Annotated in this window: 11 protein-coding genes; 6 read left to right on the plus strand and 5 right to left on the minus strand. The window is 59.9% G+C overall.

Annotated features, from left to right (window positions below; genetic code table 11):
- Nucleotides 1–936: 936 nt before the first annotated feature.
- On the minus strand, nt 937–1710 hold the full coding sequence (locus FXN63_RS26480; protein WP_148819876.1) for a sulfite exporter TauE/SafE family protein: 774 nt from the start codon (nt 1708–1710) through the stop codon (nt 937–939).
- A 311-nt stretch (nt 1711–2021) separates the two neighbouring features.
- Nucleotides 2022–2483 (minus strand): fasciclin domain-containing protein, encoded by a 462-nt coding sequence (locus FXN63_RS26485; protein ID WP_148818684.1) that lies wholly within the window; start codon nt 2481–2483, stop codon nt 2022–2024.
- Nucleotides 2484–2667: 184 nt separating this feature from the next.
- Here FXN63_RS26485 and FXN63_RS26490 point away from each other — a divergent pair, with 184 nt between their 5' ends.
- Nucleotides 2668–3687 carry a D-2-hydroxyacid dehydrogenase family protein gene (locus FXN63_RS26490; protein ID WP_148818686.1) on the plus strand — a complete coding sequence of 340 codons (1020 nt, stop codon included), beginning with the start codon at nt 2668–2670 and terminating at the stop codon, nt 3685–3687.
- A gap of 121 nt (nt 3688–3808) precedes the next feature.
- On the opposite strand, the gene FXN63_RS26495 is transcribed toward FXN63_RS26490, so the two are convergent.
- A complete protein-coding gene (locus FXN63_RS26495) occupies nt 3809–4015 on the minus strand; it encodes a cold-shock protein (protein WP_148818688.1) in 207 nt (68 codons plus the stop codon).
- A 325-nt stretch (nt 4016–4340) separates the two neighbouring features.
- Here FXN63_RS26495 and FXN63_RS26500 point away from each other — a divergent pair, with 325 nt between their 5' ends.
- The 4 genes from FXN63_RS26500 (at nt 4341) to FXN63_RS26515 (ending at nt 11634) form a co-directional block, all read left to right on the plus strand.
- Nucleotides 4341–5507 carry a methionine aminotransferase gene (locus FXN63_RS26500; protein ID WP_148818690.1) on the plus strand — a complete coding sequence of 389 codons (1167 nt, stop codon included), beginning with the start codon at nt 4341–4343 and terminating at the stop codon, nt 5505–5507.
- A 936-nt stretch (nt 5508–6443) separates the two neighbouring features.
- Nucleotides 6444–7577, plus strand: a complete 1134-nt coding sequence (locus FXN63_RS26505; RefSeq protein WP_148818692.1) for a metallophosphoesterase family protein — start codon at nt 6444–6446, stop codon at nt 7575–7577.
- Nucleotides 7574–10237 carry an AAA family ATPase gene (locus FXN63_RS26510; RefSeq protein WP_342791216.1) on the plus strand — a complete coding sequence of 888 codons (2664 nt, stop codon included), beginning with the start codon at nt 7574–7576 and terminating at the stop codon, nt 10235–10237. Before FXN63_RS26505 ends, FXN63_RS26510 begins: the two co-directional genes overlap by 4 nt.
- Before the next feature lie 488 nt (nt 10238–10725).
- Nucleotides 10726–11634 carry an EamA family transporter gene (locus tag FXN63_RS26515; RefSeq protein ID WP_148818694.1) on the plus strand — a complete coding sequence of 303 codons (909 nt, stop codon included), beginning with the start codon at nt 10726–10728 and terminating at the stop codon, nt 11632–11634.
- 63 nt (nt 11635–11697) lie between these two features.
- On the opposite strand, the gene FXN63_RS26520 is transcribed toward FXN63_RS26515, so the two are convergent.
- The gene (locus FXN63_RS26520) at nt 11698–12597 is read right to left on the minus strand and encodes a LysR family transcriptional regulator (RefSeq protein ID WP_148818696.1); all 900 of its coding nucleotides are present in this window, start codon (nt 12595–12597) and stop codon (nt 11698–11700) included.
- A 144-nt stretch (nt 12598–12741) separates the two neighbouring features.
- Here FXN63_RS26520 and FXN63_RS26525 point away from each other — a divergent pair, with 144 nt between their 5' ends.
- The gene (locus FXN63_RS26525) at nt 12742–13848 is read left to right on the plus strand and encodes an NADH:flavin oxidoreductase/NADH oxidase (protein ID WP_148818698.1); all 1107 of its coding nucleotides are present in this window, start codon (nt 12742–12744) and stop codon (nt 13846–13848) included.
- Nucleotides 13849–13999: 151 nt separating this feature from the next.
- Here FXN63_RS26525 and FXN63_RS26530 read toward each other — a convergent pair whose 3' ends face one another.
- Nucleotides 14000–14653: a GntR family transcriptional regulator gene (locus FXN63_RS26530; RefSeq protein ID WP_148818701.1), complete on the minus strand. Its 654-nt coding sequence runs from the start codon at nt 14651–14653 to the stop codon at nt 14000–14002.
- Nucleotides 14654–14725 lie beyond the last annotated feature (72 nt).

Here is a 14725-nt window from a genome sequence, read left to right on the forward strand (position 1 = left end):
GCCACCGTTCTTAGCCACAACGCGGCTGGCCTTCGGGATTAGCTGTCCAGGTCGCCACGAAGCGAGTCAGCGGCTCACGTTTCTGACCGTATATCAGTGGCCTTTTGCAGCAGCGCCACTCAACAAGATCGCGCTCCTGCTTGGTGGTGGGGTGACACGGAAGCGGGTGGCCGCGCATCAGGTAATGCGACGAAAAGGCGGGGCGTCGACGATCTGTGCTTTTCAGGTTTGAGCGTAAGCGGGCCGAGCGGCAGCTTGAGTACGGACGTACCCTGACGGATACGTTTTTGGCAGCGAGCTGCTGCTGGCAGAACGTCGTGCAGTCCGAGCAATGGGTCTGTCTCGTTCGATTGTCAGCATGCTCAACCTACCAAGCGTTCCTCAATTTCACGTTAGCAATCGACGTTCACATTAGGCTTTCAACTCTCACGCTTAGCCGCCCCCACCACGTTTGCCGCCACCCTTCTCCGCATGCCGTGACGCGGCGGCCACCCGCTTCGGTGTCACCCCACCACCAAGCAAGCGCGCAAATTTCCTTGAGTGGCATTGCTGTAAAAGGCTGCTGAAGAACCTACCGAATTGCGAGCCGGAGGCGTCGCTTCGTGGCGACCTAGCCAGCCAATCCCCCGAGGCCAGCCGCGTGGCGATCAAGAATGGTGGCCAATAAATGCCGAGAACCAAGTCCAGCACCAAGCAGCCAGAAGAACAAAAACCGCCCAAAGGCGGCATGCGCAGCTAACCAAGAAAGCCTGAAGGCGTGGGTGGTGGGGCCGGGTCGGCTGCCCTTCTGGACAAGGTGGAGGGCGGAGACCCGACGCCAAGGTCAAGCGGGGCAGACGAGCCGGCCCCACCACCCGCGACTGACTAAAGCACAGCTACACCATCACCAAAAAACTGCCACCACCCCAAATTGCTGCAGTGCGACAACCTCAGCAATCATCGGAAAAAAGCGTCATACATAGACTTAACAATCAGCGCCGAGACAACAACCAAAAACAGCCGCCGAACAAACCCCGTTCCATGCTTAAGCGCCATCCGACTGCCAATCTGCGAACCCGCCAGATTGAACACCGCCATCACCGCACCCACCGCCCACCACACATGGCCATCCGCACCAAACCACAATAGTGCCGCCGCATTACACGCCACGTTAACGATTTTGGCCGACACCGACCCAGACAGAAAATCAAACCCGAAAAAGCGCACAAACATAAACAGCAGAAAACTGCCCGTGCCAGGCCCGAACAAACCGTCGTAAAACCCAATCGCCCCACCCATCAGCAAGGCCATGAACAACTCTCGCCGACCATCAAACTTCGGCGCATGCACACTGCCCAAATCCTTCTTCGCCAAGGTATAGACAAACACCGCCATCAACACAAAAGGCAAAATCGGCCGCACCGTCTCAGGCGGAATTCGCGTCACCGACCATGCGCCCCAGAATGCGCAAAAGAAAGCCGCACACGCTGCCGGCAACGCCGTGCGCCACGGCACCCGCGTCGAACGAGCGTATCGCCATGCCGCCGAACCGGTCCCAATGATGCCCGCCAGTTTGCTGGTCCCCAACAAGGTCGCCGGTGCTTCACGTGGAAAAATCGAGAAAATGGCCGGGACTTGAATCAGCCCTCCCCCACCCACAATCGAATCGATATAACCCGCCATAAAAGCGGCACAAGCCAACATGAGCCATTGCGTGCTCGATAAGTCCATAGCAAAACCAGCGCAAAAAGTCGGGTAGAAGAAGAACCGCAGATGAATAATCAAGGCGAAAAAAAACGCGGCCTCTGATCGAGACCGCGCTTCCTTACCGACAAAAATGTTTGCCTGAGTGCTTAACTGGATGCTTAACGGAATGCTTGCGTGCGTATCCGGGGATACCTGAATTCAATACCCGAATTCGCTACCTGAAAGCACCCACGTTCATCGCTAAACCACCTCAGCACTCGTCAGCCAAGGCCGCCAGATTGCGCCGCATGCTAGCACGCAAGCCACCTTCAATTCCCCAACCCGGCGCAGCCGGATCACTTGGGGAAAATCACCTTGTCGATCAAATAGACCACACCGTTATCGGCTTCCACATCTGCCTTGACCACCGACGCACCGTCAATCTGCCAACCCTGTGGCCCGTTCACCATCGCCAGCGTCTGCCCCTGCACCGTCTTCAGATTGCCCTGCTTCAAGTCATCCGCATGCAAGACCCCCGGCACCACGTGGTACTTCAACACCTCGGCCAACAAGGCCTTGTCAGCCAGCAACTGCTCGACCGTATTGGCAGGCAATTGCGCCCACGCCTCGTCAGTCGGTGCAAACACCGTATATGGCCCGGCCTTGCGCAAGGTGTCAGACAATCCCACTGACTGAGCGGCCTCCACCATGGTGCGCGCCTGACCCGTTGCTGCTGCCGTATCGACCACATCGGCAGCCTGAGCACCTGCTATGCAGCCTGCGCTCAGCAATACACCTGCTATCCAGATTCTGTTCATGTCCCGGCCTCCCGAAAAAATGGCGGCTGAGCAAGGAAACTCACCGTCTATCAATTGGCATCATGGACGTGTAGGCTGTAACCAGGCGCGGGCGCTTGGCAAGCGTTCGCAACAGCAGCGGCCAGGCAATGCTTGCGATGATAGTATCCGCTCACTTTAAACATCGACGTATGAGTCCGCGTTCATGAATATCACTATCCTCGACGACTACCAGGATGCAGTCCGTAAACTGGACTGCTTCAGCATGCTGGAAGGCCATGAAGTGAAGGTGTTCAACAACACCGTCAAAGGTATTGGCCAGTTGTCGGTACGACTGCGAGATACCGAAGTCCTGGTGCTGATCCGTGAACGCACGGCCATTACTCGCCTGCTGCTGGAAAAGCTGCCGAAACTGAAGCTGATCGCGCAGACTGCACGCGTCGGTCCGCATATCGATCTGGACGCCTGCACCGCGCGTGGCGTCATCGTGACTGAGGGCAAAGGATCCCCGATTGCCGCCTCGGAACTGACCTGGGCACTGATCATGGCGGCCTTGCGCCGCATTCCCCAGCACGTGGCTGCGCTCAAGCACGGCGCCTGGCAGCAACCGGGCATGAAGGCCGCGTCGATGCCGGCCAATTTCGGCCTGGGCCAGACGCTGCATGGCCGCACGCTGGGCATTCTGGGCTATGGAAAGATCGGCCAGCGCCTGGCCACCTACGCCACCGCCTTCGGCATGAAGGTCCTGGTATGGGGCCGCGAAGGGTCACGGGAACGCGCACAACAAGATGGTCACGAATTTGCCACCAGCAAATCGGCCCTGTTCGAAACGGCAGACGTGCTCAGTTTGAACCTGCGCCTGAATGACGAAACGCGTGGCAGCGTGACGCAGGAAGATCTGCTGCGGATGAAACCCACTGCGCTTCTGGTCAATACCGCGCGTGCCGAATTGATCGAACCCGATGCATTGGTGGCTGCCCTCAACCGGGGCAAACCGGGTCTGGCTGCCATCGACGTGTTTGAGTCCGAACCCATTTTGCAAGGCCACCCGTTCCTGCGCATGGAAAACGTGATCTGCACGCCGCATATTGGTTATGTCGAGCAGGACAGTTATGAGTCCTACTTCCGTCAGGCATTCGGCACGATCCTGGCTTGGGCAGAAGGTCGACCGGAACACGTGGCCAATCCCGATGTGCTGAAACGCTGGCCGCATCAGAATATGTAAATCGCTGATCCCGACCAGCCTGGAACGTGTATAAAAACCAAAATAAAACGCCCCGCATCAGCGGGGCGTTTTGTTTATCGGCGGGACAAGCGCCGATATCAGGTCTGACAGGACACCGCGCTCAAAGCGGCTTGATGTCCGATGCCTGGGGGCCTTTCGGGCCGTCCTTGACTTCGTATTCCACTTCCTGACCTTCCGTCAGGCTGCGATAGCCGCGGCCGGTAATGGCGGAAAAGTGTGCAAAAACGTCAGGTCCGCCGGCATCGGGAGTAATGAAACCGAAGCCCTTGTCGGCGTTGAACCATTTAACCTTGCCCTTCTGTGCCATGGGTGGCGTCCTTTAAATAAAGAAAAGTGCACTGAAACCAAGAACGCCGACACCAACTGGAATGCGGAAAGCCTCCGCATAAGGCAGACGGGACTTGCGCACTACTGGAATTCAACTGCGAAATGCAGCATACCCGCGCAAAACAGACGAATCAAACCTTTGCCAATGAAATTGTTAGTAATTCGCAATACGTATCGGGAAAACCCTTAAAGTCACGTGGGGCTTGGATATGCGGGTATTGAACGGGGGTCCGGCAGCCCATTTGAACCATCATCGCGTGGGCTAGACTGGCACCTCTGCCTGAACAGTTACCAAGTTGCCAACCATGGTCCTTTCCAAGCTGCCGGATGTCGGCACCACCATTTTCACTGTCATGAGCCGCCTGGCGACCGAACGCCAAGCGATTAATCTCGGACAGGGATTTCCTGACTTCAATCCGGATTCGCGCCTGATCGCGCTGGTCGACGAAGCGATGAAGGCGGGTCATAACCAATATCCGTTCATGCCGGGCGTCGCCCCCTTGCGCCAAGCCATCGCCGACAAGATCGAAACGCTTTACGGCCACGCCTACCACCCGGATACCGATATCACGGTCACCAGCGGTGCCACCCAGGCGCTGATGACGGCAATCATGGCCACTGTGCACCCTGGCGATGAGGTCGTGGTGCTGGAGCCCTGCTACGACAGCTACGTGCCTGCCATTCGCCTGGCTGGCGGCACACCGGTACCCGTGCCGCTGCGTACGCCCCAGACGGACGACCCGTATTACCGGGTGGAATGGGATCGCGTGCGTGCGGCCATCACCTCGCGCACCCGTCTGCTGCTGATCAACTTCCCGCACAACCCCACCGGCGCGGTATTGAACGACGCCGATCTGGATGCGCTGGAAAAGATCGTGTCGGATACCGGTGTGATTCTGCTGTCGGACGAAGCCTACGAACACATCGTGTTCGACGGCGTGCTGCATGCGTCGATTGCACGTCGCCCTGCCCTGGCGGCCCGTTCCATCCTGATCGGTTCGTTCGGCAAGACTTTCCACATCACTGGATGGAAACTGGGCTATTGCTGCGCACCAGCGGCGCTCACGGTGGAATTGCGCAAGGTTCACCAGTTCATGGTGTTCACCGTCTCGTCCCCCATGCAGTTTGCGGTGGCGGAATATCTGAAAGACCCCCTGCCCTACCTGAATCTGCCCACGTTCTACCAGGCCAAGCGCGACCGCCTGTTCGAAGGCTTGAAGAAAACCCGTTTCCGTCCGCTGCCCAGCCCGGGCACGTTCTTCCTGCTGGCAGATTACTCGGCGATTTCCGACGTGCCGGAAGCCGAGTTTGCCAAATGGCTGACGACTGAGCACGGCGTGGCCGTCATCCCGATTGCAGCGTTCTACGGCAAACCGGATGCGCCCTCTTCCAACCGTCAGATGGTTCGCTTCTGCTTCGCCAAGCAGGACGCCACGCTCGACACCGCACTGGAACGCCTGCAACGGGTGTGATTGGCCAGAACCCCGTGTAGGACCGGTGTGATTTGCGATTGCGCTGAATCACACCGGCATAAAAGACCACGCTGCGGCTGATTGCCGCACCGTGGTCTTTTTTCGTTCAAAACACGGTTTTCAGTAAATGGCGATGTGAGCCTTGCTCGCAGGATCAGACGCGCTCGTCTGACTTCCCCTCAGCCAGAGCGTCAGCAGCGCTTCCTGATGCCACTACAAGCGTCTGGACCACCCCAGGGTGGGCACAAGAGCCCCAAATGCCGTGACGGCCCGCTGAGCGCTTCCTGAGCCTTCTCACCCTTGTCTTGCAGACCAGGGCTTGTACACCGTCGATTTCCTTCGACTTGTTCACGGTTTATCCACTGTGAATCTGCCTGGTGAGCCCGGCAGGTACCAGCGCATCAGTTTCCCATCCCCTTGCACGTCCGTTTTGCACGGCTTGTTCCACATGCCTGTTCTGCATGTCTTCAAGTCGGCAATCCCCTTTGCATCGCCAAGACGTGATCCCTGCATTGCCAGGAATCCTTGCCTTTGGTCTTCAGCAAGTCCCGGAGGGACGCGTCGTCGCAGCTAGGAAGGTTGTTATACACATTACTATCTATCTTGATAGTAGTAGGTAATAGGTGTCTGTGGATAACTCGAAGTTCTTCACTTTATCTTTATTTATCAACAACCTGCGCGATTTTTTTGGCGTGGAAAAGTATGAACCTGTAGTGTATCTGGAAAATGAACAACTTTTTCCACAGAACAAATAAGCAGCCTTATCCAGAAATTATCAACAGGCTGTGCACAAGTTCTTTTCCCTCACGTTGTCCACAGGCGTGTTGATAAGTTTTTGCACCAGAACTGCGGATAACTTCAACATTTCGCCGTCATCCACAGCCCCAACTTTTCGGCTTGTCCACGTGTCGTGGCCGCCATTGCTCCAGGATCTGCATGCTTCGTTTTATCCACACCGCCGATTGGCAGATTGGTCGCCACTACGGTCAGTTCGATGTCGAAGACGGCGCGGTGCTGGCCGATGCCCGAATCGACACCGTTGGCCGGATTGCCCAGCTGGCGGCATCCCGCCAGGTCGATGCCGTGCTGGTCGCCGGTGATGTGTTCGACACCCAGGCGGTGTCGGACCGGACCATTCGCCGCCTGTTTGCAGCGCTCGCACCGTTTGCCGGCCCGTGGATCATGATTGCGGGCAACCACGACGCCGCGCTGGCCGACAGCGTGTGGACTCGCGCCGCGCAACTGGGCTGCGTACCCGCCAATGTCCATCGACCGAACGGCCTGCTGGTGCTGCCGGACCTGCGCGCAGCCGTGCTCGCCGCCCCGCTGACCCAGCGTCATACCTACGACGATGTGACCGACGCCTTCGACCGGCTGGAAAGTCCGGACGACCACCTTCGCATCGGCATTGCCCATGGCAGCGTGACCGGCCGCCTGCCCGACACCATCGATTCGACCAACTCGATTGCCGCAGACAGGGCCAGCCGGGCACGTCTGGACTACCTGGCGCTGGGCGACTGGCATGGCTGCCTGCAGATCGACGCCAACACCTGGTACGCCGGCACGCCGGAACAGGACCGCTTTCGCGGCAACGAACCGGGCTTCGTGCTGGAAGTCGCCATTGATGCGGTGGGCGCAGTGCCCGCCGTGACCCGTCACCAGATCGGCCGTTATGTCTGGTCGTCCTGGTCGGTGCATATCTCGGTGCCCAGCGATGTCGATGAACTCGCCCAACGCTTGGCGCAACTAGGTCCGCAGGACGTGTTGCAGATCGAGGTGGGCGGACACGTCAATCTCGCCACGCGAGATCGGCTGGATGCCTGCCTGGCCGATGCCTCGGCACGGGTGCGATCGCTGCGCAGCGATGTGACGGCCATGGTGCTGGAGCCGGACGAACATGATCTGGTCACGCTCGGCGCGCAGGGTTATGTCTCCGATGTGCTGCAGCAGTTGCGGGTCTTGCAGGAAGACCCCGCCAAGGCGGACCTGGCTCGCGAAGCACTCGGTCTGCTGGTTCGTTATCAACGTGAACTGACTGTGGATGCGCCTGCGAAGGAGGCCGGGAAATGAGTCAGGACCGCATGGACCAAAACCGCATGAAACTCGACCGCATCGCACTCGAAGAATTCCGCCGCTTCCGCGCCCCCTTTGCGCTCGATGGATTGCAGCCTGGGCTCAATCTTTTTGTCGGTCCGAACGAAGCCGGCAAAAGCACCATTGCCGCTGCCCTGCGCGGTGCGTTTCTTCAGCGTTTCAAGACCTCGAAAGTCGAAGACTTCGCCCCCTGGAACAGCAGCGGTGCCCGCCCCACCGTCACCGTGCAATTCCGCGTCGGTGCCCGCGAATACGAACTGCGTAAATCCTTTCTGACCAAGGCCCGTTGTGAACTGCTGATCGACGGCGGTGCCCAGCGACTGGAAGGCGAACAGGCAGAAGACGCGCTGGCTGAACTACTGGGTTTCGAGTTCGCCAGCAAAGGACAGAGCAAAGCCGAACACAGTGGTGTGCCCGGCCTCTTGTGGATACAGCAAGGCGAGGGACAGAACCTGTTGGAACCGGCCGCCTACGCCGGTTCCCATCTGCGCGATGCGCTCAGTCAGTTGTCGGGCGAGCTGGTCACGGGTGACAGCGACCGCGTGTTCGACCGTGCCGTCGAGGCGCGCGCCGCCCTGCGTGATGCCCGCAGCAACCGTCCCAAAGGCGAGTACAAAGCGGCGGAAGATGCCTTGGCCGAAGCGATGGCCAGACAAAGCACATTGCTGGCAGAAAAAACCCGCCTGGATACCGATGTAGACCAGCTGGCGCAACTGCGCGACACCCACGAAAAAGCACGCCAGGCCCAGCCCTGGACCGAGCTGGAAAAACAGGCGGCACAGGCACGTGACAAGCTGGCCACCATCCGTCGTGACCAGGATGCCGCCGACGCCTTGAAACGTGAATCGCTGCAGGCCGCACAGACCCTGACACTGCTGCAGGAACAGGTTGCACGCGACCAGCAGGACGAAGACGAAGTCGCTGCGCTGGCGCGCGAGCTTGAAAAGGCCGACCAGGCGGTCACCCAGGCCCAGGAGACGCGTCAGCGTACCGAGACCTCGGTCGCAGGCCGTACCGAGGCTGCAAACGCCGCCACGGCGCTTCTGGAGGCAGCACAGGCCGAATCCGAGCGGCGAGACCTGTCCGACCAGATCGTCCGGGCCGAGCGCGAACTGGGGCGTCTGGAGACGGCACACCGCGAAGCTCAGGTGCTCACCCAGCGCATTGCCGAATTCGATGCCCAGGTGCAGGCCAATCATCTTGATTCCGCACAGCTGACGGCATTGCGCACCGGCAGCCAGCAGCTTGCCCCCCTGCAATCCCGACAAAGCGCAGGGGCGACACGCCTGTCTTTCCATCTGGACTCGGCAAACACCACGGACGTCAGTCTGGATGGCGTGAGCCTGCAAGGCACTGGCGAGCGGCAACTGAGCGCGGAAACGCTGCTTGCGATTGCCGGTATCGGCCGTTTCCAGATTGCCCCCGGTGGTGCCGATCTGCCGACACTGCGGTTGGAAATCGCAAGCCTGCAGCGTGAACAGACTTTGTTGCTGGAAAAGCTTGGTGTGGCCGATCTGGCCGCAGCCGATGCCCGCGCAATGAGCGGTGAACGGGCACGGCGCGATGCACAGGCTGCGCGCAAGGAACTGGCCATCCATGCACCCGACGGGCTCGATGCCTTGCTCGCATCGATCCAGGAAAACCGTGCGCGCATCACCCAATTGACTGCACGCGCGCAGGCCTTGCCGGTACTTGCCGAAGCCCCGTCATCGCTGTCCTTGCCCGAGATCACGGCCGCTCAGCGAGAAGCCCAAACCGCCTTGATCCACGCGCAAAAAGCCGTGACGCAGGCGCAGCGTGCCTTCGATCAGGTCCACGCCCAGGCACAACTGCTGCGGTCGCAACTGGATGCGCGTCGTTCAGTGCGTGAACAACCCAGCAACCTGGACGCCCGTGCACAGCGTGGCAGTCGTCTGGTCTTGGCGCGTGCAGCACGCGACGATCTGCAGTCCCGTGTGCAAGCCGCCGAAGCCGCGATTGCAGCCCATCAGCCTGCGCTGATCGAACAGGACATGAAGCGCTTCGAGCAATCGGCGCGCATTGCCCGGGAAACCCACGAAGCCAGACACGCATCGATCCTGCAATTACAAGGTCGTCTGGATCAGGCGGGCAGTCAGGGCGTGGGCGAAAACCTGGCGCAAGCCGCTGCCGATGTCGAGCGCCTGCAACGCAGGCGCGACGAATTTTCGCGGCGTGCCCTGGCGCTGGATCTGCTCGTCGATCTGCTGCGCACGCAGCGAGATGCCGCGACTCAACGTCTGCAAGCACCTTTGGCCAGGCGCTTGAACCACTACCTGCATCTGCTTTTCCCGAATGCTGCCCTGCGTCTGGACGACAGCCTGATGCCAACCGGCTTGCAACGGGGTGACAACGAAGACCTGCTGCGAAGCCTGAGTTTCGGTACGCAAGAACAGCTTGGGGTGCTGGTCCGTCTGGCCTATGCCGATTTATTACAGGAAGCAGGACGACCAACGCTGCTGATTTTGGACGATGCCTTGGTACATGCCGATGAATCACGGCGTGCCCTGATGAAACGTGCCTTGTTCGATGCCGGTGAACGTCACCAGATCCTGATCTTCACTTGCCACGGAGAGATGTGGCAGGACTTGGCAGTTGCGCCAAGAAGTCTGGGTTGAGAAAGCAGGTTGAAGAAAGAACGCAGTCGAGTTTTACGTAGTCCACAGCAGAAAAACGGGAAGTTCTGCGCCGTCAGGCGCAAATTTCTCTTGAAGGGTTCTTATGTAGATAACTATCTACATAAATAGTAGTAGGTAATAGGAGTCTGTGGGTAACTTCAACTCGGACCAAAAACTTAGCGTTATCAACAACTTAGATCGAAATTTTGACTGTGGAGAACTCTGGTCCGGTGGTGTAGCCGCAAAATGAACAAGTTTTCCCCAGCCGGAAAATCGTCGGATTTGTCCCTGATCATCAACAGGCTGTGCACAACTCGATTCCCAGCGCTTATGCACAAGCTGGAAATCCCAGGTTTTCCCTGACCATGCACAGCTGATCCCGGCGGCAGCCACCTGTCCCGTACACTTGCAGCCCCAGTCTGGGGACATCTTTTTCGGGCTTTTTTTGAGCTCTTTTTGGGCGTACGGGCCTTGCCCTGTCGCAATGCATGACTGCCGCCACCTCTGTTTCATCCGTGCCCCACGCCTCCCGCGCCACCGCCATCGCCTTTGTTGCACTGATCTCGTCGATGGTGTGCCTGTGCATCGGCTCCTCGTTCGGCAAGACCCTGTTTCCGCTGGTGGGAGCCCAGGGCACCACGACCTACCGACTGGTCGGCGCATCCCTGATCCTGTTGGCGATCTGGCGGCCCTGGCGCATGCCGCTGGCCAAGCGCGATGCCATCGCCATCGTGGGTTATGGCGTGGTGCTGGGCGTGATGAACCTGTGCTTCTACCTGTCTCTGCAGACCATTCCGATTGGTTTGGCGATTGCGCTCGAATTTTCCGGTCCGCTGACGCTGGCTGTGATCCTGTCGCGTCGCCTGATCGACTTCGTGTGGATCGGCTTTGCGCTGTGCGGGCTGGGTTTGCTGCTGCCGATTGGCGATGCCGCCACCAATCTCGATCCGGTGGGTGTGGCGTACGCCTTGGCCGCCGGGGTGTTCTGGGTGGCCTACATCCTGCTCGGCAAACTTGCGGGCAACACCCACGGTGGCCAGGCGACGTCACTGGGCATCACGGTGGCGGCGCTGGTGGTGTTGCCGTTCGGGGTGGCCACGGCCGGGACGAGTCTGCTGAACCCGTCATTGCTGGTAGCGGGCCTGGCGGTGGCCATCCTGTCGGCCGCGTTGCCCTTCTCGCTCGAGATGGTGGCCCTGAAACGCCTGCCGCGAAAAACCTACGGCATCTTGCTCAGCATGGAACCGGCAATCGGCGCGCTGACTGGCGTGGTGATGCTCAGCGAACACCTGACCCGCACCCAATGGCTGGCAATCGCCAGCATCATCGTGGCGTCGATCGGTTGCACGGTGACGGCGCGCCGCAATCAAGCTGCGCCTACGTCTACGCCTGCCTGATCGTCTGAATACTCAACATCATCCGGTCAGAATCGGGTCTGACCGACTTGTCGAAGCGATCGCTCATATCCCGGCCGTCAACACATCGATCAAGGCCCGCGCCGCCGCCGACAGGCTGCGATGCGGCGCATAGATCACCGAAAACGGGCGTGTTCGGCCGCGATATTGCGGCAGTATTTCAACCAAACACCCGCGCGCGATCCGCTCATGGGCAACGAAATCGTAGGTCTGGCAGATCCCCAGACCTTGTTCGGCCAATGACACCACCCCCAGCACATCGTCGGACACGTTGATGTATGAGTTCGGCGTCCAATCGAAATGCTTGCCTTGACGCCGGAACGACCAGGGCATGATGCGGCCGTTGTGCGGCATGACATACGACACGCACAGGTGATGCTGCAAGACTTCCACGTCCTGCGGCATACCGGCCTGCGCGATGTAGTCGGGTGACGCAACCAGGCAGATGCTGGCGTCTTCGAGCTTGCGTGCCACCATGCCGCTGTCGGGCAGATCGCCGAAGCGGATGGCCAGATCAAAACCATCGGCCACCAGGTCCACGTTGCGATTGCCGATATGCAGGTCGATCTGCACCTGCGGATAAAGCTGTGCAAACCGCTGCAACAGCGGTGGCAGCCGATAGTGGCCGTAAGTGGTGGATGTACTGAGCCGCACACGGCCGCGCAAGCCGCCTTCCTGTCCCTGGATTGCCCGTTCCGCGTTGTCGATCAGCGCAAATGCCTGGCGCGCCTGTTCCAGGTATTGATGCCCTGCGTCGGTAAGCCCCAGGCGTCGGGTGGTCCGACGCAAGAGCTGCGTGCCAAGCCGGGCTTCCAGCCTGGCAATGGCCCGGCTGACTACCGACGGTGTGGTCGACAAGGCCACGGCAGCTGCGGTCAGCGAGCCATGCTCGACCACGGCAACGAACACCTCCACGTCACCCACATGATCAAAGCGACGGGCCATGCTTTTGCCCCCTCACTGGTTCCGCGGGTGGTGTCATTGGTGGCTTCATTCATGCCTCACGAGAACAAATCATTTGCGTGAAGACCAGTTTATCGCCGCAAGATGACTGAATACACTGCGCCTATCAACTTCATGACGTGAACCATGACCGCTCTGTTTACCCCGTTTTCGCTGAAAGACGTCACCCTGCGCAACCGCATCGTGATCCCGCCGATGTGCCAGTACTCGGCGCAAGACGGCGTGCCCAACGACTGGCACCTGACCCATCTGGCGCAACTGGCGCGTGGTGGTGCGTCATTGGTCATCGTGGAAGCGACTGCCGTATCGCCGGAAGGCCGCATCACCCCGGGTTGCCTGGGCCTGTGGAATGACGAACAGGCCAGGCAGTTCGTGCCCATCGTGGAAGCCATCAAGGCAGCCGGCTCGGTGCCCGGCATCCAGATCGGCCACGCCGGTCGCAAGGCCAGTGCGAACAAGCCCTGGGAAGGCGACGACCACATCTTCGGCGAAGCTGGTTGGGACACCATTGCGCCCTCGGCGATTGCGTTCGACGACAAGACCTTGTCCAAGGTGCCGAAGGCCATGACAGTGGCCGACATCCAGCGCGTCACGGCCGATTTCGTGGCGGCTGCAATCCGTGCGCGTGATGCTGGTTTCCAGTGGCTGGAACTGCACTTTGCCCACGGTTATCTGGCGCAAAGTTTCCTGTCGCCGCACTCCAACCAGCGCACTGACGAATACGGTGGCAGCGCTGAAAATCGTGGCCGCTTCCTGCGCGAAACGCTGCGCGCCGTGCGCAAGGTGTGGCCGGAAAACCTGCCGCTGACCCTGCGCATGGGCGTGATCGAATACGACGGTCACGACGAAGAAACCTTGTCCGAAGCCATCGAGCTTACCAAGGGTTTCAAGCAAGATGGCCTGGATCTGCTGAGCGTCAGCGTAGGCTTCTCGACGCCCACCGCCAACATCCCGTGGGGCCCGGCTTTCCTGGGCCCGGTTGCAGAACGCGTGCGTCGTGAAGTCGGCATTCCGGTCAGCTCGGCCTGGGGCATGGATACGCCCAAGCTGGCAGAAAGCCTGATCAGCAAAGAACAGGTCGATCTGGTGATGGTAGGTCGCGCGTCGCTGGGCAATCCGCACTGGCCGTATTACGCCGCGCAGGTGCTGGGTGTTGATCGCCCGTCGTGGACCCTGCCCGCGCCGTATGCGCACTGGCTTGAGCGCTATCGACCGACCGTCGACGCGGCGTAAGTCGGCAGGATCTGATTGGTCGAACCAAGTCAGTCAAACCAAGTCGGGGCGATGTCCCGACTTGGCATCAAGACAGCATGCCTGATCGCCATGCCGAAGCGCATCAACCGGACGTCACACCGACGCCTGTTTGATGCGCTTTTTTTCGCCCTCAGCGCCCGCGCAGCAAAGACTGGCGGAACGACTGAATGTGCGCGTCGACCGTGCGGACGGCAGCGTCGACATCATTGGCCGCCAGGGCAGCGACGATCTCCTGATGCTCGACCATCACCTCGGCCAGGTGGCCTTCTGCCGCCAGGGAAATCGCCCAGAAACGCTGCGATCGGGCGTGCAGCACCTTCAGTATCTCGATCAGGATGGAATTGCCCGATGCCGCGGCAATCCGTTCGTGAAACAGCCGATCGCAATTCATGATCAACGGCATGTCGCGCGTGGATACCGCCGCGTCGAACGCGGCTGCCACCTTGCGCAGGTCTTCCACCTCGGCCGCCGTGATGCGCTCGGCGGCCAGGCGCGCACAGAGCCGCTCATTGGCCAGTCTGACCTCGATCAGATGCAAGGCATCGTTGATCGACAGCGGTGACACCACCACGCCCTTGCGCGGAATCACCTGCACCAGGCCTTCGGTGGCCAGCCGGTGCAAGGCGTGGTTGATCGGCGTTCGCCCGATCTCCAGGCTTTCCACCAGGGTGGCGATGTTCAGGAATTCTCCTGGCGGATAGGCAAGCGTGGTCAGTCGGTCCTTCAGCAGCACATAGGCCTGCTCGTTTCGGGATAGATCGACCGGGTCGGATTCGCGATTCATTGATTTCGGCTTGGGGGGCACGCCCGCTCCTGTCTTCTCGTGAAGCGGCACTCGTCCGCAGCCGGGTGGCGC

This window comes from Pigmentiphaga aceris (genome assembly GCF_008119665.1).
GTDB classification, from domain to species: domain Bacteria; phylum Pseudomonadota; class Gammaproteobacteria; order Burkholderiales; family Burkholderiaceae_B; genus Pigmentiphaga; species Pigmentiphaga aceris.